Annotated in this window: 26 protein-coding genes; 10 read left to right on the top strand and 16 right to left on the bottom strand. The window is 69.0% G+C overall.

The window, feature by feature from the left end; genetic code table 11:
- Positions 1-82: 82 nt before the first annotated feature.
- The gene (locus ACWGIC_RS39960; protein ID WP_452081145.1) at positions 83-1129 is read right to left on the bottom strand and encodes an NAD(P)-dependent alcohol dehydrogenase; all 1047 of its coding nucleotides are present in this window, start codon (positions 1127-1129) and stop codon (positions 83-85) included.
- A gap of 115 nt (positions 1130-1244) precedes the next feature.
- Here ACWGIC_RS39960 and ACWGIC_RS39955 point away from each other — a divergent pair, with 115 nt between their 5' ends.
- Positions 1245-1862 (top strand): TetR/AcrR family transcriptional regulator, encoded by a 618-nt coding sequence (locus tag ACWGIC_RS39955; protein ID WP_452081151.1) that lies wholly within the window; start codon positions 1245-1247, stop codon positions 1860-1862.
- Here ACWGIC_RS39955 and ACWGIC_RS39950 read toward each other — a convergent pair.
- A complete protein-coding gene (locus ACWGIC_RS39950; RefSeq protein WP_452081144.1) occupies positions 1843-2787 on the bottom strand; it encodes a helix-turn-helix transcriptional regulator in 945 nt (314 codons plus the stop codon). The two genes, ACWGIC_RS39955 and ACWGIC_RS39950, sit on opposite strands and share 20 nt — an antisense overlap.
- Before the next feature lie 61 nt (positions 2788-2848).
- Between ACWGIC_RS39950 and ACWGIC_RS39945 the strand changes: the two genes are divergently transcribed.
- From ACWGIC_RS39945 to ACWGIC_RS39935, 3 genes are all read left to right on the top strand, one after another.
- Positions 2849-3241 (top strand): RidA family protein, encoded by a 393-nt coding sequence (locus ACWGIC_RS39945; protein WP_452081143.1) that lies wholly within the window; start codon positions 2849-2851, stop codon positions 3239-3241.
- Positions 3238-3642: an SRPBCC family protein gene (locus tag ACWGIC_RS39940; RefSeq protein ID WP_452081142.1), complete on the top strand. Its 405-nt coding sequence runs from the start codon at positions 3238-3240 to the stop codon at positions 3640-3642. The genes ACWGIC_RS39945 and ACWGIC_RS39940 overlap by 4 nt, the downstream gene beginning before the upstream one ends.
- A 70-nt stretch (positions 3643-3712) precedes the next feature.
- Positions 3713-4372 (top strand): haloacid dehalogenase type II, encoded by a 660-nt coding sequence (locus ACWGIC_RS39935; protein WP_452081141.1) that lies wholly within the window; start codon positions 3713-3715, stop codon positions 4370-4372.
- On the opposite strand, the gene ACWGIC_RS39930 is transcribed toward ACWGIC_RS39935, so the two are convergent.
- From ACWGIC_RS39930 to ACWGIC_RS39920, 3 genes are all read right to left on the bottom strand, one after another.
- Positions 4362-5375: an NADP-dependent oxidoreductase gene (locus ACWGIC_RS39930; protein WP_452081140.1), complete on the bottom strand. Its 1014-nt coding sequence runs from the start codon at positions 5373-5375 to the stop codon at positions 4362-4364. The genes ACWGIC_RS39935 and ACWGIC_RS39930 overlap by 11 nt on opposite strands.
- A gap of 113 nt (positions 5376-5488) precedes the next feature.
- The gene (locus ACWGIC_RS39925) at positions 5489-5923 is read right to left on the bottom strand and encodes an SRPBCC family protein (protein WP_452081150.1); all 435 of its coding nucleotides are present in this window, start codon (positions 5921-5923) and stop codon (positions 5489-5491) included.
- A gap of 100 nt (positions 5924-6023) precedes the next feature.
- On the bottom strand, positions 6024-6941 hold the full coding sequence (locus ACWGIC_RS39920) for an ABC transporter substrate-binding protein (RefSeq protein ID WP_452081139.1): 918 nt from the start codon (positions 6939-6941) through the stop codon (positions 6024-6026).
- A gap of 140 nt (positions 6942-7081) precedes the next feature.
- On the opposite strand from ACWGIC_RS39920, the gene ACWGIC_RS39915 reads away from it, so the two are divergent.
- Both ACWGIC_RS39915 and ACWGIC_RS39910 read left to right on the top strand, forming a co-directional pair.
- Positions 7082-7774: an ABC transporter permease gene (locus ACWGIC_RS39915; RefSeq protein WP_452081138.1), complete on the top strand. Its 693-nt coding sequence runs from the start codon at positions 7082-7084 to the stop codon at positions 7772-7774.
- Positions 7771-8484, top strand: coding sequence for an ABC transporter permease (locus ACWGIC_RS39910; protein ID WP_452081137.1), 714 nt, complete (start codon positions 7771-7773; stop codon positions 8482-8484). Before ACWGIC_RS39915 ends, ACWGIC_RS39910 begins: the two co-directional genes overlap by 4 nt.
- Positions 8485-8499: 15 nt before the next feature.
- On the opposite strand, the gene ACWGIC_RS39905 is transcribed toward ACWGIC_RS39910, so the two are convergent.
- The 5 genes from ACWGIC_RS39905 to ACWGIC_RS39885 all read right to left on the bottom strand — a co-directional run bounded on the left by ACWGIC_RS39905 (position 8500) and on the right by ACWGIC_RS39885 (position 12476).
- On the bottom strand, positions 8500-9873 hold the full coding sequence (locus ACWGIC_RS39905) for an aromatic amino acid lyase (RefSeq protein WP_452081149.1): 1374 nt from the start codon (positions 9871-9873) through the stop codon (positions 8500-8502).
- A gap of 28 nt (positions 9874-9901) precedes the next feature.
- Complete coding sequence (locus ACWGIC_RS39900; RefSeq protein WP_452081136.1) at positions 9902-10447, bottom strand: YbaK/EbsC family protein; 546 nt, start codon at positions 10445-10447, stop codon at positions 9902-9904.
- A gap of 31 nt (positions 10448-10478) precedes the next feature.
- Positions 10479-10778: a DUF2516 family protein gene (locus tag ACWGIC_RS39895; protein ID WP_452081135.1), complete on the bottom strand. Its 300-nt coding sequence runs from the start codon at positions 10776-10778 to the stop codon at positions 10479-10481.
- Between the two features lie 604 nt (positions 10779-11382).
- Positions 11383-12084, bottom strand: coding sequence for a hypothetical protein (locus ACWGIC_RS39890; RefSeq protein ID WP_452081134.1), 702 nt, complete (start codon positions 12082-12084; stop codon positions 11383-11385).
- A complete protein-coding gene (locus ACWGIC_RS39885) occupies positions 12081-12476 on the bottom strand; it encodes a helix-turn-helix domain-containing protein (RefSeq protein ID WP_452081148.1) in 396 nt (131 codons plus the stop codon). Before ACWGIC_RS39885 ends, ACWGIC_RS39890 begins: the two co-directional genes overlap by 4 nt.
- Positions 12477-12616: 140 nt before the next feature.
- Here ACWGIC_RS39885 and tgmC point away from each other — a divergent pair, with 140 nt between their 5' ends.
- Positions 12617-13753, top strand: a complete 1137-nt coding sequence (gene tgmC / locus ACWGIC_RS39880; protein ID WP_452081133.1) for an ATP-grasp peptide maturase system methyltransferase — start codon at positions 12617-12619, stop codon at positions 13751-13753.
- Positions 13754-13776: 23 nt separating this feature from the next.
- Here tgmC and ACWGIC_RS39875 read toward each other — a convergent pair whose 3' ends face one another.
- The 5 genes from ACWGIC_RS39875 to ACWGIC_RS39855 all read right to left on the bottom strand — a co-directional run bounded on the left by ACWGIC_RS39875 (position 13777) and on the right by ACWGIC_RS39855 (position 16374).
- Positions 13777-14127, bottom strand: a complete 351-nt coding sequence (locus ACWGIC_RS39875; protein WP_452081132.1) for a hypothetical protein — start codon at positions 14125-14127, stop codon at positions 13777-13779.
- 14 nt (positions 14128-14141) lie between these two features.
- Positions 14142-14642: a TetR/AcrR family transcriptional regulator gene (locus tag ACWGIC_RS39870; protein ID WP_452081131.1), complete on the bottom strand. Its 501-nt coding sequence runs from the start codon at positions 14640-14642 to the stop codon at positions 14142-14144.
- A gap of 285 nt (positions 14643-14927) precedes the next feature.
- Positions 14928-15569 carry an AAA family ATPase gene (locus ACWGIC_RS39865; RefSeq protein ID WP_452081130.1) on the bottom strand — a complete coding sequence of 214 codons (642 nt, stop codon included), beginning with the start codon at positions 15567-15569 and terminating at the stop codon, positions 14928-14930.
- Between the two features lies 1 nt (position 15570).
- Positions 15571-15945, bottom strand: a complete 375-nt coding sequence (locus tag ACWGIC_RS39860) for a TFIIB-type zinc ribbon-containing protein (RefSeq protein WP_452081147.1) — start codon at positions 15943-15945, stop codon at positions 15571-15573.
- Between the two features lie 60 nt (positions 15946-16005).
- Positions 16006-16374 carry a VOC family protein gene (locus tag ACWGIC_RS39855; RefSeq protein ID WP_452081129.1) on the bottom strand — a complete coding sequence of 123 codons (369 nt, stop codon included), beginning with the start codon at positions 16372-16374 and terminating at the stop codon, positions 16006-16008.
- Between the two features lie 93 nt (positions 16375-16467).
- On the opposite strand from ACWGIC_RS39855, the gene ACWGIC_RS39850 reads away from it, so the two are divergent.
- Positions 16468-16935: a CGNR zinc finger domain-containing protein gene (locus ACWGIC_RS39850; protein WP_452081128.1), complete on the top strand. Its 468-nt coding sequence runs from the start codon at positions 16468-16470 to the stop codon at positions 16933-16935.
- Positions 16936-17780: 845 nt separating this feature from the next.
- Here the strand turns inward: ACWGIC_RS39850 and ACWGIC_RS39845 are convergent.
- Positions 17781-19079 carry a DUF445 domain-containing protein gene (locus ACWGIC_RS39845; protein WP_452081127.1) on the bottom strand — a complete coding sequence of 433 codons (1299 nt, stop codon included), beginning with the start codon at positions 19077-19079 and terminating at the stop codon, positions 17781-17783.
- A gap of 29 nt (positions 19080-19108) precedes the next feature.
- Here ACWGIC_RS39845 and ACWGIC_RS39840 point away from each other — a divergent pair, with 29 nt between their 5' ends.
- Both ACWGIC_RS39840 and ACWGIC_RS39835 read left to right on the top strand, forming a co-directional pair.
- A complete protein-coding gene (locus tag ACWGIC_RS39840; protein ID WP_452081126.1) occupies positions 19109-20275 on the top strand; it encodes a pyridoxal phosphate-dependent aminotransferase in 1167 nt (388 codons plus the stop codon).
- Between the two features lie 366 nt (positions 20276-20641).
- A complete protein-coding gene (locus tag ACWGIC_RS39835; protein WP_452081146.1) occupies positions 20642-21970 on the top strand; it encodes a hypothetical protein in 1329 nt (442 codons plus the stop codon).
- Positions 21971-22228 lie beyond the last annotated feature (258 nt).

Below are 22228 nucleotides of genomic sequence, written 5' to 3'. Positions count from 1 at the left end.
TCGTCTGTGAGGGGCTCCTTGAGGGAATCAGATTCCCTCAAGGAGCCCTTCACGGACAGCTGCGTGGCATAGGGCGCGAGTGTCAGCCGATCGTCGACGCGTCGATCACGAAGCGGTACCGCACGTCGCTGTTCTCGACCCGTGCGTACGCCTCGTTCACCTGGTCCGCGCTGATCGTCTCGATCTCCGCGCCGACACCGTGCTCGGCGCAGAAGTCGAGCATCTCCTGCGTTTCCGCGATGCCGCCGATCATCGAACCGGCGAGCACGCGGTTGCCGCCGAGAAGGGAGAACACGTTGTACTCCAACGGTTCGCCCGGCGCGCCGACGTTCACCATCGCGCCGCCGACGCGCAGCAGGCTGAGGTAAGCGTCGACCGGCAGCTTCGCCGAGACGGTGTTGAGGATGACGTCGAATCGGCCGGCGAGCGTCTCGAAGGTCGACTCGTCGCTGGTCGCGTAGTACTCCTTCGCGCCGAGGCGCAGGCCGTCCTCCTGCTTCTTGAGGCTCTGGCTGAGCACGGTGACTTCCGCGCCCATCGCGACGGCCAGCTTGACCGCCATGTGCCCGAGCCCGCCGAGCCCGACAACGGCGACCTTCTTGCCCGGTCCCGCGCCCCAGCGGCGCAGCGGCGAGTACGTGGTGATGCCCGCGCACAGCAGCGGCGCGGCGACGTCCAGTTCGATGCCTTCCGGGATCCGGCAGACGAACGAGTCCTTCACGACGATCTGGCGGCTGTACCCGCCGTAGGTGTTCTCGCCGTCGAAGCCGACCCCGTTGTAGGTCTGGATGTTGCCCTTGACGCAGAACTGCTCGAAGCCGTCCTTGCAGTACTCGCATTCACCGCAGGAATCGACCATGCAGCCGACTCCGACCCGGTCGCCGACCTGGTACTTCGTCACGTCCGAGCCGACCGCGGCGACCACGCCGGCGATCTCGTGGCCCGGCACCATCGGGAAGATCGCGGTCCCCCAGTCCTGGTGGACCTGGTGCAGGTCGCTGTGGCAGATGCCGGCGTAGGCGATGTCGATGAGCACGTCGTCCGGCCGCAGGTCGCGGCGCTCGATCGTCGTCGGGGCGAGCGGTCCGCCCGGTGCCGCGGCGGCGATGGCGGAGGTGGTCGTGGTCATGAAGCCTCCTTGGCTGTCCTGTCCGGTATGGGACAACTCGATGTAAGAACCCTCTTACATCGACTAGCGTGGGCCTCGGCTTATTCCTCGGTGACGATCGGGTGTGACTCACGGCATGGCGGCGCAGTACCACCATCGCAATCTGCGCGCCGAGCTCGTGCGTGTGGCGTTCGACCTGATCGCGGAGAACGGGGTCGCCGGGTTCTCAGTCGCCGAAGCCGCGCGGCGGGCGAAGGTCTCCGCCGCCGCGCCGTACCGGCATTTCCCGGATCGCGCGGCGCTGCTGGCCGCGGTCGCCACCACCGCAGCGCGCCAGTTGCGTGAACTCGCCGAGGAAGCAGCCGCCGCCGAACCGGACGAGGTTGCCGCCCTAGCCGCGGTCTCCGCCGCGCACACCAAATATCTGATCGAAACCCGGATCGGCATGCAGGTGTTCTTCACCGCCGAACTGGCCGACGCGCAATACGCCGAACTGCACGCCGCCCGCCGCGAACTGGTCGACGCGTCGCTGCTGCGCTGCCTCGCGATCGCGCCGGATCCAGCCCTCGCGCTGGAATTGATGGAGCAGCTCAACACCCAGGCCTACGGTTACGGCGAGTTCTTCCTCAACGGCGTCTACCAATGGCTCGGCTACCCGATCGAACAGGTCGTCGCCAAGTCGCGGCGGGCCGCGCGGATCGTGATCGAGGCGTACCGCGCCGGGGGTCCGGCGATCAGCCCGGCGGAGTGGTGACGTAGCGGGCGGCCAGCCACGAACCGAAGGCGTGCAACCGATCGGTGAGCGCGGTCGGTTCCAGCACGTCGAAATCGACGTCCAGATAAGCCAGCCAGCGCGCGGCCCAGTCGAGATCGTCGGTGCCGAACCGGAGTTCGCACTCGTCGCCCTCCTCGACCACAGTGGCCACGCTGGGGTCGACGAGTTCCCGCACGAGGTCGGCGGAAGTGTGCACTTGAACCCGGACGCGATACCGCCATCCCGCGTCCGTGATCAACTCGGCCACAGTGGACGGTGCTTCCGGCGCGGGCAGCTTGGTCCCGAGCGGCTGGACCGCCTCGATCCGGTCCACCGCGAAGGTTTTCCATTCGGTGGTCCCGCGCGGACAGGCGACGAGGTACCACTGCCGCCGGACGGTGATGAGCCGATGCGGTTGCACGTCAACCGGTTTCGCCGAGGGAGCGGCCAAGGCCCGGTGCCGGATCCGGACGGCTTCGCCAGCCCGGCAAGCCAACGCCAGCGGCACCAGAGTGTCCCGTGCCGCGTGCCGGAAAGGCTTACCCGGCAACGATTCCACGTCCGCCAACGCGGCGAGCCGGGTCTGCCATCGCGTCGGCACCACCTGCGTCAGCTTGGCCAGCGCGGTCACCGTGGCGGTCTCCAGCCCGTCGACGGCCACCGCCGTACGCAGCCCGAGCGAAACCGCGGCGACCTCGTCAGCGTCCAGCAGCAGCGGCGGCATCGCGGTGCCGTGCGCGAGCCGGTAGCCGCCGACCCGGCCTGGTTCGCCGTCGATGCGGTAGCCGAGTTCGCGCAACTGAGCGATGTCGCGGCGGGTGGTGCGCTCGGTGACGCCGAGCCGGGCCGCGAGGTCGGTGGCGGAGATGCCCGGACGCGCCTGCAGCAGCGCCAGCGTCTCCAGGCGACGGCTCGTGGTGGTCATGCTCCGATTCTCGCGCAAAACTAGGACATTATCTGACCGGGTATCTGGTCATACTCGTTTCATGACTCAGCTGCTTCGCCCCGAAGGACTCGTGCAGTCCCCCGCCTTCGCCCAGCTCGCCGTGGTCCCGGCGGGTGCCGCCACGATCTACGTCGGCGGCCAGAACGCGGTCGACGCCGACGGCAAGCTCGTCGGCGGGACCGACGTCGCCGCGCAGGTCGAGCGCGTCATGGCCAATCTGAAAACCGCGCTGGCCGCGGGCGGCGCGACCGTCCAGGATGTGGTGATGCTGACCATCCTGCTGGTCGAGGACGTCGATCTCGCCCAGGCTTATCCGGCCGCCGCCGCGGCGCTGGCGGGCGCGACCCCGCCGGTGACCGTCCAGCGCGTGGCCGGGCTCGCCGTGCCGGGCGCGCTCGTCGAGGTCAGCGCGATCGCGGCGGTGGTCCGGTGAGCGTCGGGCAGACCAAGGACGCGGGCTGGCAGATCGGCGTCTCGAAAACGATCAACCGCTCCGCCGAGGACGTCTGGGAGTTCATCACCTCGCCCGCCGGGGTGGCGATCTGGCTCGGCGAGGGCGTGACCGTCCAGCACGAACCGGGTGTCGGCTACGAGACCGCCGACGGAATCCGCGGCGAGACGCGCAGTTTCCGCGAAATGGACCGCATCCGGCTCACCTGGCAGCCCGCCGGCTGGTCGCACGAAACGACGCTGCAGCTGGCCGTCCGCGCCAGCGGTCCGGAGAAAGCGATGCTGCGCATTCACCAGGAACGGCTGGCCGACGCCGCCGAACGGGAGCAGCAACGCCGCCATTGGCAGGCAGTGCTCGCGAAGTTGATAGCGGACCTTGCTTAAGTCTGCTCGTGAGTGTTTATTCCGGTTAGAACCGGCATAGCCACTCACGAGTCCCCAAGCAGGAGGCGCGATGCTCTGCGTGTTCGACGTCAACGAGACGCTGCTCGACCTGACCGCGCTCGACCCGCTGTTCACCAAGCTCACCGGGGACCCGGAAGCGCGGCAGGAATGGTTCACGCTCGCGATCCACACCGTGCTCACGGTGACCGCGTCCGGCCAGTACCGCGATTTCGCGCAGATCGCAGGGGAAGCCGCGGTCGCCGTGTGCGCGCGGCACGGCCACGAACTGACCGACGCCGAACTGGTGAAGGTCGGCGACGGCCTGCGTTCCCTGCCCGCACACGCCGACGTCGCGCCCGGCCTCGACCGATTGCGCCAGGCCGGACACCGGGTCGTCGCCCTCACGAACTCGCCGCTCGCGACCGCCGAGGCCCAGCTGCAGAACGCTGGCCTGGCAACGAAATTCGACCGGATCTTCTCCGCGCAGCAGGTCAGCCGGCTCAAGCCCGCGCCGGAGCCGTACCGGCAAGTGCTGCGGGCGTTCGGCGTCGAACCCGGTCAGGCGGTGATGATCGCCGCGCACGGCTGGGACATCGCCGGGGCCCAGGCCGCGGGACTCCGGACCGCGCTGCTCGCGCGTCCCGGAGTCCATCCGCTGCCCGGCCTTCCCGCCGCGACTTACACCGCGGCGACCATGCCTGAGCTGGCCGACGAAATCGTCAGGAGCTGAGGCGTACCAGCATCTTTCCGGTGTTGGCCCCGCTGAGCAGGCCGAGGAACGCGTCCGGCGCGTTGCGGATGCCGTCCACAAAGGTCTCCGAGTACTTGATCTCCCCGGACGCGACGAGCGGCGCGACCTCGGCGACGAACTCCTGCATCAGGTGCCAGTGGTCCAGCACGAGCAGGCCGCGCATGGTGATCCGCTTCGCGATGAGCTGCACCAGGTTGCGCGGCGCCGGCGTCGGCTCGGTGGCGTTGTACTGCGAGATCATGCCGCAGATGGCGATCCGGCCGTGCAGGTTCATCGACGCGATCGCGGCTTCCAGGTGCTCGCCGCCGACGTTGTCGAAGTAGACGTCGATGCCCTCGGGCGCGGCCGCGGCGAGCTGCTCGGCGACCGGTCCGTCCTTGTAGTTGAAGGCGGCGTCGAAGCCCAGCTCTTCGGTGAGGTAGCGGACCTTCTCCGCCGAACCCGCGCTGCCGATCACGCGCTTGGCGCCCTTGAGCCGCGCCAGCTGCCCGACGAGCGAGCCGACCGCACCGGCCGCGCCGGAGACGAACACCGTGTCGCCGGGCTTGAATTCCGCGCTCACCAGCAGTCCGGCATACGCGGTGAGGCCCGGCATCCCGAGTACGCCGAGGTAGGTCGAAAGCGGCGCGACGGAATCGTCCACTTTGACCGCTCGCTTGGCGTCGAGCACCGCGTGCGTGCGCCAGCCCGCCTGGTGCAGCACGTGGTCGCCGACCGCGAAGTCGTCCACAGTGGACTCGATGACCTCGCCGACCGCGCCGCCCTGCATGGCCTCGCCCACCACGAACGGCGGCGAGTAGGACTTCACGTCGTTCATCCGGCCGCGCATCGCCGGGTCGACGCTCATCACCACGTTGCGCACCAGGATCTGCCCGGGGCCCGGCTTCGGCACCTCGGTCTCGACGATGTCGAAGTTGTCCATGGTCGGGACGCCGTGCGGACGGGCGGCGAGCCGGATCTCAGTCGCTTTAGGTGCGTTCACCGTCGAACTCCGTTTCGTTCAAGCTGGATTGAAGCGGGGCGCGCGCCCCGTCTATCCGGCCAACGGAGTAACCGGGGCGCGCATTCCGATTGTCCCCGGTGCTGTGGCAAGCGCTACACGATCTCCGCGAGCTTGCCGAGCACGCCGTCGTAGATCTTCTTCAGCCCGCCCGGCGCGAAGGTCTTCTCGAAGAAGCCGCCGATGCCGCCCGCGCCGTCCCAGCTGGTCTCGATACGGACCACCGAACGCTCGCCGGACGGCGTGACCGACCAGGTGGTGACCATGCTGGAGTTCGCGTCGGTCTCGACGAAGATGCCCGGCGACGGCTCGGTCACCGTGGCCGCGACGTTGCGCACGCGCTTAGACGTGGCCTGCAGCTTCCAACTGGCCTTCGTGCCGGCACCGACGCCGCCTTCGCTGACCTCGTAGTCGCGGTAGTGCTCGGTGAGCAGCTTCGGCCGGGTCTCGGCGTAGTCCGCGACCAGCTCACGCACGCGTTCCACCGGCGCGTCGATCGTGCGTTCCGCGGTGGCCGTGACCTTGCCCATGTCGTTTCCTCTGCTCTCCTCGGTTTCCGCCGCAGCCACCTTCGCATACGTACGGAAACCCCGGGGAGTGGCGGTGCGCACCCGCCACTCCCCGGGAGCGTCAGGACAGGCCCTGCTGCTTCAGCCAGTCCTTGGCGACGTCAGCCGCGGGCTCGCCATCCGCGTCGACCCGCTTGTTCAGCTCGCGCATGCCGTCCGTGGTGAGCTTCGCGCTGACCGCGTTGACGACGTTCGCGAAGTCCGTGCCGCGCTCGTCGAGCACCTTCTTGTTCACCGCGGGCACCACGTTCTCGGTGGGCACGATGGCCAGGTCGTCCTTGAGCGCGACGTACTGCGGGTCGCCGACCAGCGGGCTGACCGAGTCGACCGGGATCACCGTGACCGCACCGGAGTTGAGCTGCTGCACGCGCGGCCCGGCCTCCTGCACGGTCTGGAAGGTGGCGTTCGCCAGCTTGTAGACGTCCTTGAAACCCTTGAAGCACGGCAGCCGCTTCTCGCACTCCGGCGCACCGGCCATGACGACCTTGTCGAGCTTCTTCAGGTCGCTGATCGACGCGATGCCCTTCGACTTCGCGAGGTCGGCCTTGACGATGTAGGTGTTCTTGTCCTCGGCCGCGGCGTAGTTCAGCAGGCCGACACCCTCCGGCGCGAAAAGCTTCTCCAGCTGTTCGTGCTCGGCCTTGGCGTCCTTCGTGGCTTCCTTGCCGAAGCCGGTCGTGATCGCCGCGCCCTGGTACTCCGGCAGGAACTGCAGTTCGCCGGATTTGAGCGACGGGTAGACCAGCTCCCGCGAGCCGAGGTTCAGCTTGCGGGTGACCGGATAGCCCTTGGCCTCCAGCGCGCTCGCGTAGATCTCGGCCAGGATCTGGCTGTCGGTGAAGTTGAACGAGGCGACGACGATCGGAGCGCCGCCCTTGCTCGGCGCGGCCGGCTGGTCGCTTCCCCCACCGCACGCGGTCAAGCCGAGCGCGGCCGTCGCCAGCAGCGCGGCCACTCGGATGTTCCGGGTCCAGCGCACGTGTCCCCACACTCCTCAGTTCACTCGTTAGTGGGAATGGACCCTAACCGCGACCCCCGACAGAAACCACTGGTTAGGAATCCTCGCCACGGAATCCCGAGGAGCGGAATATTGTCGCTCGATCGGGGTAAGGTCGGCCGGTGCACGCGTCCGTGACCCCGCTGCTGGCCGACAGCAGCCGTCCCCTCTTCGAATGGCGGTGGGTCGAACGCAACGCTGACGCGATTTTTCAGCGGCTCGGCGAGCACATCGCCCTCACCGCGACGGCGCTCGGCGTCGGCCTCGTGCTCTCGCTCGCGTTGGCGACGCTGTGCCTGCGCTACCGCTGGTTCTATCCGTTCGTGGTCGGCACGGCGGGTGCGCTCTACGTGATCCCGAGTCTCGGCGCGTTCGCGCTGCTGGTCCCGTTGCTCGGGTTCTCCTTCGCCACCGCGGTGATCCCGCTGGCGACGTACACGCTGCTGATCCTGATCCGCAACATCGTGACCGGCGTGCAGCAGGTGCCGACCGAGGTGCGCGAAGCGGCGGTCGGGATGGGCTTCACGCCGCGACGGCTGTTGTGGCAGGTCGAGCTGCCGCTCGCGCTGCCGGTGGTGATCGCCGGGCTGCGGGTGGCCGCGGTGACGACAATCGGCCTGGTCACCGTCACCTCGCTGCTCGGCAAGGGCGGGCTCGGCTACTTCATCCGCGCCGGCATCCAGACGACGGTCCCCAACCCGAGCCCGATCATCGTCGGCGTCGTGCTGTCGATCGCGCTCGCCGTGCTCGTCGATTTGCTGCTGTGGCTGAGCGAACGCGCGCTGGCCCCGTGGGCGCGGAAGGCGACCCGATGAGCTTTTTCGAGCAGCTGAGCCACTGGCTGGCCGACCCGAACCGGTGGAGCTGGACCGATCCGGCCGGGATTCCTTTCCGGACCGTGCAGCACCTGTGGTTTTCCGCGCTGGCCTTGGCGATCTCGATCGTCCTGACGGTCCCGCTCGCGCTGTGGCTCGGGCACTACCGGCGCGGCCAGTTCCTCGCCAGCAGCGCGGTGAACATCGGCCGCGCGATCCCGAGCTTCGGGTTGATCATCCTGTTCTGGTTCCTGGCCAGCCGATGGGGCGCGAACACCGACTTCTGGCCGCTGCTGCTCGCGCTCGTCGCACTGGCGCTGCCGCCGCTGTTCACCAACACCTACGCCGGCGTCGTGCAGGTGGAACAGGACGTCGTGGACGCGGCGCGCGGCACCGGGTACCGCGAATGGCAGATCATGCTGCGGGTGGAACTGCCGCTGTCATCGCCGGTGATCGTGGCCGCCGCACGGGTGGCGTTCCTGCAACTGGTCGCGACGGTCGCGATCGGAGCCATCGTCAACGACGGCGGCGGGCTCGGCCGCTACATCGTGGACGGTTTCGCCCTCGGCGAGCAAGGCCACGGCGAAATCTTCGGCGGCGGTGTGGCTGTGGTGGTTCTGGCGTTGGTGTGCGAGGGAGTGTTCGCGCTGCTGACCAAGCTCGCTACGCCTCGCGGTCTCGCACTCCAGCAGGCGCGCCGGGACTCGTGAGTGGCTAGGCCGGTTTTAGCCCTCACGACATACCGCCGCCACCCGTTCGATTTCCGGTCCCAGCGACCGATCGACCACCACCGGCTCGATCCTCGCCGCGAGCCAGGCGTAGGTGTCGGCCAGATTCGGCGCACCTCGTCCGCCGTCGAGATACCGCGCCTGCCGTGCGGCGATCAACTCGCACGCGGTGATGACGAAGAAGCGCTCGATCACTGTTTCCAGCTCCGCTCCGGCTTGGCTGGCAAACGCTTGCACGTCCTCTTGACCAGCGGAAGTGTCGATCGACCCGAGCGTCGCCGGTGCGGCCAGCCGTCGCATCGCGTGCAGTTCGCCAGCCGCGCGTTTGTGCAGTGGCGTGAGCCCCGCCTGCGGCCCGGGATCCACCGCGAGCTGCGGCGGCAGTCCGCTGAACTGCGGGTCGAGGAGGCGATGAAGGCGCTGCACCGAGACTTCCGCCGCGTGGACGAGCGCGGCCTTGAGGGCGTCCATCCGCAGCCCGAGCGCGACGGAGTGATAACCGGTCGTCGGGATGAACTCACCGTCGAGGAACGCCGGTGAGTCCGCCGGGGTTTCCCAGGACTCCTGCAGGGTTTCTCGAAGTTCCACAACGGTCCGGCTGACGTATTCGAGCACCTTCGGCCCGACTCGCACCGAGATCGGCGCCTGCACGACTCCCGGTCGCTTCTCTGCACCGTCGATGAGCTTCTCGATCCGCGTGCCGCGGTAAATCGCTTGCGGCGCACCAAGAACGTCCACCGCGAGCGCTGCGCAGACCGTCTGCCAATCGACCAGCCGACGTGCTCTATCGCCGCAAACCCACGCATACGCCTCGGCCAGCGGCGAGCCTTGAATCAGGCTCGCGCCCTCCTTCGGGCCGAGCACGAACGGCCTCGTCCCGCGCCGTTCCAGTGCTTCCGCCGCCGGGATCTCGGCACCGTCCTCGATGACCGTGCCGAGCCCGACGAAGGTCTGAAACGCGTGCGCCAGCGGAATGATCTCGCCCGCGCTGCCGAGGCTGTCGCGCGGGACGGCGGGGAGGAACCCGTCGTTGAGCCGGTCCGCGAGGAAGGTGACCAGCTCCGGGCTGACCGCCGCGTCGCCGCGAAGAAACCCGCGCAACCGCGTCCGCAGCAATGCCCGGGTCAGCTCCGGCGACAACCACGGCGGCCCGCCCACGGCCCGGCCGACCAGGAGATTGCGCTGGTGGTCAGCCTGCTGCTCAGCGGTGAGCCGGGTCCCGGCGAGCCGCCCCATCCCGGTGTTGACGCCGTAGATCGGGCGGTCTTCGTCGAGCGCGGCCAGCATCGCCTCGCGCCGCTTTTTAAGCTCTTCGAGCACAGCCGAGCCGACCTGCACTGTGCCGTCCTCCAGCACGGCCGATCGCAGCAATTCCGCTCGTTCGTCCACTATGGACAGTTCAGCGCGCGAGCCCGTCGATGACCTCGGCGTTCGGCAGCCCCGCGAGCGCCGCACCGGAGATCAGGAGCTTGCTGCCGCGGATCCCGCTGCCGATCACCAGCTCCGGCGCGTCGGCGACGGCCTGGTCGATGAGGATCGGCCACTCCTCCGGCAACCCGACGGGCGTGATGCCGCCGTACTCCATGCCGGTGAGGGAAACGGCCTCGTCCATCGGCGCGAAAGACGCCTTGCGCACGTCGAGCCGGCGCTTGATGACGCCGTTGACGTCGGCGCGGGTAGTCGCGAGCACGAGCGCCGCGGCGAAGCGGACTTCCCCAGCCCGCTTGCCTGCGATAACGACACAGTTCGCGGACGCGGTCAACGGCGACCCGTACGCCTCGCAGAACGCGGCGGTGTCGGCAAGCTCCGGATCGATCTCGGTGACGCCCAGCGCGTCCGGCGCGGGCATCGCGGCCAGCGCCTTGGCGACGGGCTCGGCGAGCAGGTCAGTACGGGTCGGTGCGGGAACGACAGTGAGGCTTCCGGCGATAGTCCAGGTGGTCACCAGCCCGAATGTAATCCGCCCGGCGCACCGGTCACCAGTTGCGGTGACCTCGCTGGACCTCGATGAGCTTCGGCCGCACGTCGACGATGTAGACGAGCGCCGCCGCCATCGCGGGCACCCAGAAGACGAACCCGGGCCCCTGGGGGTGGAGCTGGAACAGCACCAGTGCGAGCGTGGCCCCGCCGGTGATCAGCATCCAGATCGGCTTGGTCTTGCGATCGGCCGCCGAGTACGCGTCAGCCCGCTGCAGCAGCGCGTGAACGAAGGCGAAAAGCCCGACCAAGGCGCTGCCCCAGTGGATGACCTTGAGGATCCATTCGGCAACCAGCACCACGCCAGCTTACGGCAAACCGCCCACGCCGCCCGCTCCCCCGAAACCCGCCGTCGCGGCGTGACTGCTGGTCAGGACCGGGGTGACCGGAGGTTTGGCCCCGGTTTGCGGCGACGGCGGGCTGGGGTGACAACGGTCACTCCGGCTGGGGTTCGGCTGGGGTTCGGCTGCGGCCCGGCTGGGGTTCGGCTGCTGCTCGACGCACGGCTTAGGTCCGACCTAACCCAGCTCCCGGTTAGGTCCGACCTAGCTGATGCGCGGTTTCGGGCCAGCCGATTAGGTCGAACCCAAGTTTCCGCCGCGAGCCTAGGTCCGGCCCAATGAAGTGCCCGGAGGCTAGGTCGGACCTAGCGAAACCATTCCCGCCTAGGCCCGACCCAACGAAGCGCCCGGGGCTAGGTCGGACCCAACGAAGCGCGCCCGCCCACGCCCGGCAGAAACACCCCCAACACAGCACACGGCGGCCGGGCCAATCTCAGCCCGGCCGCCGTGCGACCCCTCGATCTTCAATTCTCACCTCGGCGACCCCGGCACAAACCGAGCCGCCCCAACGGGTTCGAGCGCCGAAACACCCGAACCCGCCGTCAGCGCGATGCCTTCGCCGTCACTTCTCCGTCTTCGGCGCGGCCGGCTTCTTGGCGTTCGCCGCGGTGCCGGTGCTGGCGCTGGTGCTGGTGGTCGTGCGACGAGCCGGAGCAGCGGTCTTCGGCGCGGTGCGGTTCGCCGCCTTGCGGGCCACCGACCGGGTCTCGTGCGCGACGTTCTCGCCGATTTCCTCGACGGCGTCGGCGGTCTCGCCGGCCACCTCGGTCACCTTGCGGGCGGCCTTCTCGCCGGCCGAGCGGGTGCGCTTGGTGACCTTCGCCAGCACGCCGTCGACGCGCTCGCGGGTCTCCTCGGTCAGGCCGTCGACGCGCTCCTGCGCGGCGGTCAGCGCGTCGTCCAGCTGCTCAAGGGCCTTCTTGACCTGCGGCTGCGCGGCGATCTTGTCCCAGGCCTGCTCGCCGGACTCGGCCAGCTTGTTGTACAGCTTCAGCGCGGCCTCGGTGTACTCGTCGATGGCCTTGCGCAGTTCGGCCGGGTCGAGCTTCTCGCGGAGGCTCTCGACGTCGGTCGGCAGCTCCTCGAGGTTCTTGCGGGCGGCCTCGGTGTTCTTGGTGACGTTGGCGCGGGCCTTGGCGACCGCGTCGGTCACGGCCTGGCTGGCCAGGTTGCCCGCGCCGAGCGCGGCGAGCAGCGGGGTGCGGACCTGGTCGAGCGCGGTGTTGACGGCCTTGCGGACGTCCTCGGTCTTGGGCGTGGTCATGCCGACTCCTCAGTGGTCTCGTGGGTGGTCGTCGATGCGGTGTTCGCGGCGGCGTTTTCGCGCCGGAAGGACTCGTAGACGTCGAGCAGGACCTGCTTCTGCCGTTCGGTCAGCTCGGCGTCGGAGCGGATCGCGTCGCCGACCGGGCCGCCGGTCGGCAGGTCGAGAATCCCGGCCTGGACGTACAACGCTTCGGCCGAGATCCGCAGCCCCTTGGCGATCTGCTGCAGGATCTCCGCGCTGGGTTTGCGGACCCCGCGCTCGATCTGGCTCAGGTACGGATTGGACACTCCGGCGAGTTTCGACAGCTGGCGCAACGAAATCTTCGCGGAGTTGCGCTGCTGGCGGATGTACTCGCCGATGTCGGAGGCGATGTCCGCGACCTTGTCCATGGGGCGCTGTGCTCCGCCGGGTTCTGTCATCCGGTCACCTCCTCGCGACCTACTCGACAGTACGCTCGCGTGCTAGCTATTGCAAGCACTCTGCTTGCAACCATCGGGTGTGGTTCCGCTCACCCCGTTACCCTGGGCTTATGCGGGCACAACGGTTGCGTCGACGTCTGGTCCGGCAGCTCGTCGAAGAGGACGTGCTGCACGACGAAGCCTGGACCGAAGCCTTCGCCACCGTGCCGCGGCACGTGTTCCTGCCGCGGTTTTTCGTGCCCGCCGGCAACGGCTGGGCCGCCGTCGACCGCGGCGACCCGGACTGGCTGGACCGCGTCTACTCGCGCGACGTCCTGGTCACCCAGCTCGACGACGACCCGGCGCTCTGGGATCGCGCCCGCGCTTGCGGGCCGGTCCCCGGCGTGCCGACCAGTTCCTCCAGCATGCCCGCGATCATGGCGATCATGCTGGAAGAACTCCTGGTCCGCGACGGAGATCGCGTACTGGAGATCGGCACCGGAACCGGCTACAACGCGGGTTTATTGTGCCACCGCTGCGGTTCCGGCCAAGTGTCCACAGTAGACATCGACCCCGGCATCGCCGCCGCCGCGCGGGAGCGCCTTGCCTCCTGCGGCTACGCTCCAGCGTGCGCCACCGGCGACGGCGCACTCGGCTTCCCGGCCGGAATCCTGTTCGACCGGGTCCTGTGCACCGCGTCGGTATCGAGGATTCCCCTTGCCTGGCTTGCCCAAACACTCCCCGGCGGCCACCTTGTCACCACCCTCAACCGCCCGCTCGGCGGCGGGCTTGTCCGCCTCACCGCAGGTGAGGGCACGACCGCCGAGGGCAAAGTCCTGGCCCGCGACGGCCGTTTCATGCCTCTGCGCGCCCACCGCCTGCCGCCACTCGCGGAGCTGCCGCCCACAGCCGGCACACAATGGCGTCCTACGCAGGTGTCGATGTCGGATGTTCTTAAACCGCAACGACATTTCGAGTTCTTCGCCTCGCTGGAGCTACCCGACGCACGCCCCGTGCACGTCGAGCCGAACGGTGCCTTCGCACTGTCCCATCCGGACGGTTCGTGGGCCCGCACCCGCCGAACCGACTCCGGTTTCGAGGTAGCGCAAGGAGGTCCACGCGCATTGTGGGATCTCGTCGAGGACGCTCACCGTCGCTGGGAAGCGCTGGGCCGCCCCGGCCGGTCGCGCTTCGGCCTCACCGTGAACAGCGAGGAGCAGACCTTCTGGCTGGACGATCCGCGATCCGAAAATCGCTGGCCGCTGTAGCCGCCGGGGCGCGATTCTCCTCTTCAGTTCAGGGCATTCTCGACCAATTCGACAGTCGCACGGGGGTTGTCGACCTGGACGACCAAGCGCGCGTACCGCTCGTCGGCGAGTTCGATCACGACGGCCTTCGACGCGTCTTTGACGTCCCAGAAGACTTTTTCGCCGTCGAGGTGGAACGTGCCCGCCGTGATCACGCCGGGCAAGTGGGCGCCCGGCGCGCGGATTCCCTTGGGCTCGGCGGCGATCCCGGGGTCGGCAGTCGCGCCGCGGACGTTGACCAGGGGGATGGTGAGGCTGCTCTTGAAAGCCCAGAGCTTGTCGAGACCCTCGATCACGACGACGAGGTCGTCGCCGTCGATGCGGACCGTTGCCATATCGGTTTTCCTTGTCAGTTAAGAGGATCGAGGCGTTGGGTCAGCGCGGTGCCGACCCCCTCGGGGTTGCCGCGCAGGAGAATTCCCAGTGCGGTGGCGGTAAGGGCGGCGGCCAGGTCGGCAGGAATGGCGAGCGCGCCCGCGATCGCCTGATCGACGGCGAGCAACGCGGCCTCCACCTCGGCGGCGACCTCCTCGTCCGCCGGTGCCCGCTCGACTGCCGCGAGCAGCAGCAGACCGAGGTCGGCCGACGTGACGAGCCGCAGCGCGGTCGCGACATCCCCTGCCTCGACGAGCGCGTCGCACAGCCGACGGACGTCGTCGGCGAGGTGGCGGCGCAGCGCGGCCAAGTAGAGGCCGCGCTTGCTGCCGAACGTCTTGTACAGGCTGTTGCGGTGCACGCCGAGGTGGGTGACCAGGTCGTCGACGGAGACCCCGTCGTACGCGCGGCTGCCGAAAAGCCCCACGGCGGCGCGCACCGCCTCATCCTCGTCGAATGCCCTTGGCCTGCCCATGACCCGACTGTAGCCAGTTAGGGAACGATCAGTCAAGAACGAGCGTTCCTTAACTGGCCGACAGTCCCGCCGAAGGCCTGAGCTCGAGACACAGCAATGCCGCGAGAATGATCTTGGGCGACACCGCGATGACACCGTCCCGGTCGCGATGACCGCGCAGCGAGTACTGCCGACGCGGAGGCCAGCGTCGAGCATTCCCTTACACCGCTTGATAAAGCACTACGCGAGCCAGACAAGCGTCAGGAACCGTGACGCGTCGCTAGGTCGAACCCAGCCAAACGCCGCTCACGCGCCAATTCCTGGGTCCGACCCAATTCTGGTCCGAACCCAGCTCTCTACCGCGGTCACGACGTCGTCCAGCCGGGCCTCGGTCGTGTCAATGGACTCGACCTGCCCACGTATCCACAGGTTGAACTCGAGCATCTCCTCGATGCGCGGCTCATCCCACTCCCGCCACGCTGGCCGGGCGCGCAACCGCCGCCGGAGGGTGTCGTCGTCGGCGACCAGGGCCAGATAGTGCACATCCGAGAAGAAAACCCGCTCTGGCAACGGTTCCAGCTCTTGCGGCGCGACCGTCCCGCACAGCACGACCGGCCGTCCGTTCTGGTGCAGCATCGCCGCCATCCGCAGCCAGGCTCCGCGGAACGCCGGATTCCCCGGTTCGTCGTCGCGCAGCGCGCCGGTCCACAGCACGTCCTGCTCCAGCACGACAGCCTCGCCCGCCAGCCGCTGCGCCAGCTTCGGCCCGACCGTCGATTTGCCGCCCGCACTCGGCCCCGTCAACGCGAACAACGGCAGCCGCCGAAACGGCCACCGCTCTCCGCATTCCGCACATCGCACAAGGTCCCCGTCGACCTGTGGACAACTCGCGCGGTCGCCGCAGGCCGGGCAGATCCGCAGGTCGAGCGCTACTGGAACTCCGGACAACTCAGTCGAAGAGATTCTCGAGGAAGCTGCGCTTGCGGCGCCCGCCGCCGTAGGGCCGCGGCGAATCCCCGTAGCCGCCGCGGTACGGCCGCGGCGAGTCCGCGTGCCCGCCGCGGTACGGCCGCGGCGAGTCCGCGTGCCCGCCTCGGTACGGCCGGGGCGAATCCGCATGTCCGCCCCGATACGGGCGAGGCGAATCCGAGTGCCCGCCTTGATAAGGGCGAGGCGAATCGGGACGGCCGTACGCCGGCGGCTGCTGCCGGTAGAACGCGCTCTCCGCACCGGCGATCTGCTCCAGCTCGCCGCGGTCGAGAAAGATCCCGCGGCAGCCGTCGCACTGCTCGATGTGGACGCCGTTCTTGTCGACCGTGCGCATCATGTTCTGACACTTCGGACAAATCACGCATCCGACCCTACGCGGATTCGCCGCGCCGTGTCAGCAGGCGCAGAGGCAGAACGGGTGGCCCGCCGGATCGGCGTACACCCGGAAGGTCTCCGGGGAATCGTCGAGCAGCTTCGCGCCCAGCTCGAGAACGCGCTGGTGAGCGGCCTCGAGATCGGGGACGTCGAGGTCGAGATGCGCCTGCTGCGGCTGCTCCTGCGACGGCCATTCGGGGGCTCGGTACTCGGCCACCCGCTGGAATTCGATCCGGACGCCGCCACGCGGGTCGACGAGCGTGGCCCAGTGGTTGTCCGGAGCGATCTTAGGTTCGTCCCACTCAAGCAAGGAGCGATAGAAGCCGGCGAGTGCCGCCGGGTCCGGACAGTCGAACGCGACGCCGCCGAAAGTCGGAACCGCACCCATTTTTGCCCATCCTCTCCACGTTGCGTAACCAGTAAAGCGAGTATGTCGGTTAGGGAGCCAGGTCGCAACCAATTTCGCCCGTACACTGGGGAGGTGCACACCGACGCTTCTCTGGTGGTCGCCTTTCTCAACACCGTCGACATCGAACGGGGCGACGACCTGCTGGACGATCCGGAGCTCTGGCGGCAGTGGGCCGCGGACCACGACGTGACACCGAACGATCCCGCCGAAGCCCGCGCCGTACGGGACAGCCTGCGCGCCGCGGTCGGCGATCCGCGGCTGCCCGCGACCAGGCTGGACGTCCCGCTCCGCTTCGCCCTCACCGAAACCGGCCCGACCCTGCTCACCCCGGACGCCGTCACCGCGACTCTCGCCGCGACCACCCGCCTGGCCATCCGGGGCGACTGGGTCCGCCTGAAAATCTGCCCCGCCGACGACTGCCTGTGGGCCTTCTTCGACGAATCACGCAACCGCTCCCGCACCTGGTGCTCGATGCGCGTCTGCGGAAACCGCGAAAAAGCCCGCTCGTGGCGCGCCCGCACGGCTGCTGTGCACAACTGACCCCCTGTGGACAACTTGTCCCCACCCACCACATGTGCACGTGCAGATGCGCTGGATCCCCACAAGTTGTGGACAGCGATTAGGCCATCACCGTGAATTACTGTGGATAACCCGGGGGATAACTCAGCTTCCTGTGGACAACTGGTTTGAGCGGGGTGCGGCTGTGGTATAGGACGCCGCGCATCCGATCGACCACCCGCCGCGCCCGGCCGGGGCGGGGAGACTTGCGCAGGCCAGTGCGCGATTTCGCCTAGGAGAAGACAGGCTCGGCCCGCAGGTTCGCGCCACAGCGATACCCGCCCAGCCACCTGAGAAGACGGTCTCGATCCACAGGTTCGCGCCGCAACGGCACCGGGCCTAGTTACTGGGAGACGACAGCCTCGGTCCGCAGGTGCGTGCTGCTGCGGTACCAAGCCCGGTCAGCGGCCTTCACCGACGAGCCGGGCGCGCGCCTTCGAGCAGCGATCCGCTGATGTCAAAGGCAAGCACGAGGAAGCAGCGATTTCCGCTCAACCACAACGAAAAGAAGCTCGGCTGCCTGGAGAATCCCCGCAGCGCAGCCAGCCCGCGATCGCCGACTGTCCCTCAGCACACCCCGCCGACAGCCACCAGCCAGCCCCACCGCACCATCCCGAGACGGCCACCAGCCAACTCTCGGCCCGCTCCCCGCCTCGCCGCCCTCACCGCAACCGACTCAGCCACCCCGCGACCTGTCCCCGCCGCCCTCACCGCGACCGCCGCCCAGCCGCCCCGCGGCCCACCCCCGCCGCGCCCCTCACCGCAACCACCCAGCCACCCCCAGCCCTGCCCGCGCGACAAACCGAGCAACACCCCAAACCACACCCTCAGAACAGCAACTGCGCCACCGCGTAAATCACCAGCCCGGCCAGCGCCCCCACCACGGTCCCGTTGATCCGGATGAACTGCAGATCCCGCCCGACCTGCAGTTCGATCTTCCGGGAGGTCTCCTCCGCGTCCCACCGCTCGACCGTGTCCGTGATGATCGTCGTGATCTCGCGGGAGTAATGGGTCACCAGGTAAACCGCCGCGCCCTCGACCCAGCCGTCCACCTTCGAGGTCATCGACGGGTCGTCCACGAGGCGTTTGCCCAGCGATTCGAGACCGCCGCGCACTCGCTGGCGCAGTTCGCTCGACGGGTCCTCCGCCGCCTTCAGCAGCATCTCCTTGGCCGTCGCCCACGCGCTGCCGATCAGTTTCTGCACCTCCGCGTGGTGCACGATCTGGCCCTTGACCTGCTCGGCCCGTTCCATGGTCTTCGGGTCGGTCTGCAGGTCGTGGGCGAACTCGCCGAGGAACTTGTCCAGCGCCAGCCGCATCGGGTGGTTGACGTCCGTTTTCACCGCCCAGGTGAACGTCAGTACCTCGCCGTACACCTTGTCCGCCAGCATTTCGTCCACGAACTTCGGCGACCAGCTCGGTGCGCGGTCCGAAACCACGCGCAGCATCGTCTGGTGGTTGTCCCGGACCCATTCGTAGGCGCGGTCGCACATCAAATCGACCAGCTTGTGGTGCGCACCGTCCTCGAAGACGCCTGCCAGGATCTTGCCGAGCGGCGGGCCCCACGGCTTGTCGATCACGCGCTTGACCACGGCCTGCTCCATGATCGCCTGCACGTCCTCGTCGCGGAGCACTGTCACCGCGCCGCGCACGACTGTCGCCAGTTCCGACGTCACGCGTTCCGCGTTGTCGCGCTGGGAGAGCCAGCCGCCGAGCCTGCTGGCGACCTCGACGCGGCGGAGCTTGTCGCGGATGACGTCCGGGGACAGGAAGTTCGAGCCGACGAACTCGCCGAGGCTGTTGCCGAGCTGGTCCTTCTTGTTCGGGATGATCGCGGTGTGCGGGATCCGCAGCCCGAGCGGATGCCGGAACAGCGCCGTCACCGCGAACCAGTCCGCGAGCGCGCCGACCATGCCCGCCTCGGCCGCGGCGCGCACGTAGCCGACCCAGCCCGGCCAGCCCGCCGACTGCGCCCAGCTCGTCAGCAGGAACACGATCGTCGCGCCGAGCAGGAAAGACAGCGCGACCAGCTTCATCTTCCGCAGGCCGCGCCGTTTCGCCTCTTCGCCGGCGGCGCCGCCGGGCGGATCCGCGGGCGTGACCTTGGCAGGGGTGAGTTGCTCCACACCGCCATTGTCCGTGAGGATGCGTCTTCGTGCGTGAACCAGCTCTCGTCCCCCGCCTTCGCCCGTTCGCCTCGACGGTCTTCGCGGAGATGACCGCGCTCGCCGTCCGGCACGACGCGGTCAACCTCGGCCAGGGCTTTCCGGACACCGACGGGCCGGCCGGAATGCTCGAAACGGCGAAGAACTCGCTGTTCGGCGGCGACAACCAGTACCCGCCGGGTCCGGGACGCCCGGAGCTGCGCGCCGCGATCAGCCGGCACCGCCAGCGCTATGGAGCCAGCTACGACCCGGACACCGAGATCCTGGTCACCGCGGGCGCGACCGAGGCCATCGCGGCGACGCTGATCGCGCTGACCGAGTCCGGCGACGAGGTGATCGTGGTCGAGCCTTACTACGACTCGTACGCCGCCGCGGTCGCGATGGCCGGGGCGCAGCGGCGCGTGATCGGGCTGGTCGAAACCGAGAACGGGCAGCTCGAACTCGACCTCGACGCGCTCCGCGACGCCATCACCCCGAAGACCCGCGCGGTGCTGCTGAATTCGCCGCACAACCCCACCGGCACCGTCTTTTCGCGCGCGCAGTTGGAGGAAGTCGCGCGGTTGTGCGTCGAGCACGACCTCATCGCGGTCACCGACGAGGTCTACGAACACCTCGTCTTCGACGGAGCCGAACACCTGCCGCTCGCGTCGTTCCCCGGGATGCGCGAGCGGACCGTCGCGATTTCCAGCGCGGGCAAAACCTTCAACTGCACCGGCTGGAAGATCGGCTGGATCTGCTCGACGCCGGAGCTGGTCGCCGCGGTGAAGGCGGCGAAGCAGTTCATCACCTTCGTCTCCGGCGGACCGCTGCAGCCGGCCGTGGCGTACGCGCTCGACAACGAACTCGAGTGGGTCGAAAACCTGCGCGTGAGCCTGCAGGAGAAGCGCGATCGGCTGTCCGCAGGTCTTGCCGATGCGGGATTCGCAGTCCGGCCGAGTGCCGGGACGTACTTCGTGACGGCTGACGTGCGTCCGCTCGGCTTCACCGACGCCGCGGAGCTCGCTTGGACGCTGCCAGAACGCGCCGGAGTCGCCGCAGTACCCGTCAAGGTGTTCACGGATCACCCGGACGAGTGGAAACATTTGCTGAGGTTCGCGTTCTGCAAGCGCAACGAGGTGATCGACGAAGCCGTCGAACGCCTGCGGAAACTCGTCTGACGACTGCCGCCCCGGCCCTTGTTGTCCCTGCGGTAACAGGGATACCGAGAGTGTCGCGGCGGGCGAAACATCGGGTCAACGCCCGAATTCACCCCCTCGGCCGCACGCCCGGATGGCCGCATTGACCCCCGGTTCGAGCCACGCAGGGTGATCGACTAGGGCTGATCGGACACCAGAGCCGGTGGGGCCGTTCCGCCTTACGGGGTGGATCGAGCGCGGGAGAGATGAAACACTCGCGTCCGGTGCTAGAAAGAGGGCAGCCCCGGGGGACCTGCGACCTGGCCGGAAGAGAGCCCCAGCAAGATCAGTCTCGTGCGGTGGGCCGCACGAGCTTCAGGCGCGGACGGTGGTGGTGGCGTGACCGGCATGGCGACTCCGCGCGGCCTCGCACATCCCGCGACGTCCGGCGCAAGCGCCAGTCCGCTCGGGGGCGCGGGTTCCGCGCTCCTCGGGATGGTCGGCCGCGCTTCGAACCGCGCTGAGCAGAACTCCTCTTTCGCGCGCGCGGGCGCGCGACGGCGGCCACGAGCCTGGGCGGCTCCGATCGCCCGCCCGGCCGCCCGGATCGCCGTCGCCGGCGGGCTCACCCTGGCCGGCTGGCTGCTCGGCGCGGCGTTGTCGCAGGCGAACGCGTCTACGGACGACCCGGTCGACGTCCCGACAGCTTCGGCGCACGGCACCGAACCAGAGCACCGGTACGCCGGAACAGCCACGTCCGGAACGCTCACCTGGGCCATGCCCGGCGCGGCGACCGCCGCGAAGCGCGCCCACTTCCACCGGGTCCAGATCTCCGCCGACGACTACCGGCCGGACGTGAGCTTCCGGCCCAGCACGTCCGCCGGAAGCGACTCCCCGGACAGCAGCCCGGTCCGCCCCGATTCCCCGGCCGCAGACAAACCTGCCAAGCCCGCCAAGCCGAAGAGCCCGGTCAAGGCGAAGCACCACGCACCGGCGAGCGATCCCACGCCCGAAGCCGCCACCCAGCCCAGCCTCCTCAGCAGCACCGCCAGCGAACCCGAGCCAGACACCAGTCACGAGCACGGGCTCCTTGGCGGCCTGCTCGGCGGTTCCGGCGGGGGCCTCCTGAGCGGTCTGCTCGGCAATCCCGAAACCGACCAGCCGGGGCTCCTCGACGGCATCCTCGGCACCGTTGACGACACCGTCGACACGACCCTGCACACCACCGTCACCTCGGTCGACACCGTGATCGACGCAGCGCCGGTCCGGGTCGTCACCCCGCCGGTCGACAAGGTCGATCCCGCGCCGTCCACCGGCGGGTCGATCGCCGTCGCCGTCCCAGCGGCCAAGCTGGCGAAGGAACCGGAAGCGCCGGTTGTCGTGCAGGTCAGCAAGCAGGCCCCGGTCGTACACCCGACGCCTGAGCGCGTCCTCACCGCGCAGCCCGCCGCCGCCAAGCAGGAAACCCAGCCCGCGCCGCCTGCCAAGGAACGCAGCCAGGCCGGCGGCGGCAGCAGCGGTGGCGGCGAAGGCCTTCCCGCGGCACCGGCCGCGCCTGCCGCGCCCGCGTCGACTGTCGCACCGGGACACGACGGCTCCGGCGGCCTGCGCCATCTCGTCGCGCTGGCCGGCGACAGCGACACGGTTACTCAGCTCAAGCTCATCGGTGTCAGCCGCGACCACGAGGTCGCCGGCGCGGGCAGGGACGCCGCCCTGCCGACCACCTCCCCGGACTGACCTCCCAACCGGTTGTCCGGGGAGAGCCACGTCCATCTCAAGATCAACTTCTTGATCGCGCGCGCCCGTTCGCTGCGCCGGGCTCACCCCCCTTCGCGTTACTCCGAACCCAGGGGCTGAACCATGACCGCACTTCCCGACCGGCCGACCGCGCCCGGCCGGATCGGGTCCTGGTCCCGGGCGCCCCCGCGCCCCCCCCCGCCCCGGCCCCCCCCCGGCCGGCCGCCCCCGGGGGGTGATATAAAAAAAAAACCAGCC

The organism is Amycolatopsis sp. NPDC054798 (assembly GCF_053611505.1).
Note: the sequence above shows the minus strand (reverse complement) of the source record. Positions and strands in the feature narration are given on the sequence as shown.

Excerpts from the sequence above, each read along its gene's own strand:
- ACWGIC_RS39960 (WP_452081145.1), bottom strand. The coding sequence starts at position 1,129 with ATGACCACGACCACCTCCGCCATCGCCGCCGCGGCACCGGGCGGACCG.
- ACWGIC_RS39955 (WP_452081151.1), top strand. The coding sequence starts at position 1,245 with ATGGCGGCGCAGTACCACCATCGCAATCTGCGCGCCGAGCTCGTGCGT.
- ACWGIC_RS39950 (WP_452081144.1), bottom strand. The coding sequence starts at position 2,787 with ATGACCACCACGAGCCGTCGCCTGGAGACGCTGGCGCTGCTGCAGGCG.
- ACWGIC_RS39945 (WP_452081143.1), top strand. The coding sequence starts at position 2,849 with ATGACTCAGCTGCTTCGCCCCGAAGGACTCGTGCAGTCCCCCGCCTTC.
- ACWGIC_RS39935 (WP_452081141.1), top strand. The coding sequence starts at position 3,713 with ATGCTCTGCGTGTTCGACGTCAACGAGACGCTGCTCGACCTGACCGCG.
- ACWGIC_RS39925 (WP_452081150.1), bottom strand. The coding sequence starts at position 5,923 with ATGGGCAAGGTCACGGCCACCGCGGAACGCACGATCGACGCGCCGGTG.
- ACWGIC_RS39910 (WP_452081137.1), top strand. The coding sequence starts at position 7,771 with ATGAGCTTTTTCGAGCAGCTGAGCCACTGGCTGGCCGACCCGAACCGG.
- ACWGIC_RS39890 (WP_452081134.1), bottom strand. The coding sequence starts at position 12,084 with ATGACCACGCCCAAGACCGAGGACGTCCGCAAGGCCGTCAACACCGCG.
- ACWGIC_RS39885 (WP_452081148.1), bottom strand. The coding sequence starts at position 12,476 with ATGGACAAGGTCGCGGACATCGCCTCCGACATCGGCGAGTACATCCGC.
- tgmC (WP_452081133.1), top strand. The coding sequence starts at position 12,617 with ATGCGGGCACAACGGTTGCGTCGACGTCTGGTCCGGCAGCTCGTCGAA.
- ACWGIC_RS39875 (WP_452081132.1), bottom strand. The coding sequence starts at position 14,127 with ATGGCAACGGTCCGCATCGACGGCGACGACCTCGTCGTCGTGATCGAG.
- ACWGIC_RS39870 (WP_452081131.1), bottom strand. The coding sequence starts at position 14,642 with ATGGGCAGGCCAAGGGCATTCGACGAGGATGAGGCGGTGCGCGCCGCC.
- ACWGIC_RS39860 (WP_452081147.1), bottom strand. The coding sequence starts at position 15,945 with ATGCGCACGGTCGACAAGAACGGCGTCCACATCGAGCAGTGCGACGGC.
- ACWGIC_RS39855 (WP_452081129.1), bottom strand. The coding sequence starts at position 16,374 with ATGGGTGCGGTTCCGACTTTCGGCGGCGTCGCGTTCGACTGTCCGGAC.
- ACWGIC_RS39835 (WP_452081146.1), top strand. The coding sequence starts at position 20,642 with ATGGCGACTCCGCGCGGCCTCGCACATCCCGCGACGTCCGGCGCAAGC.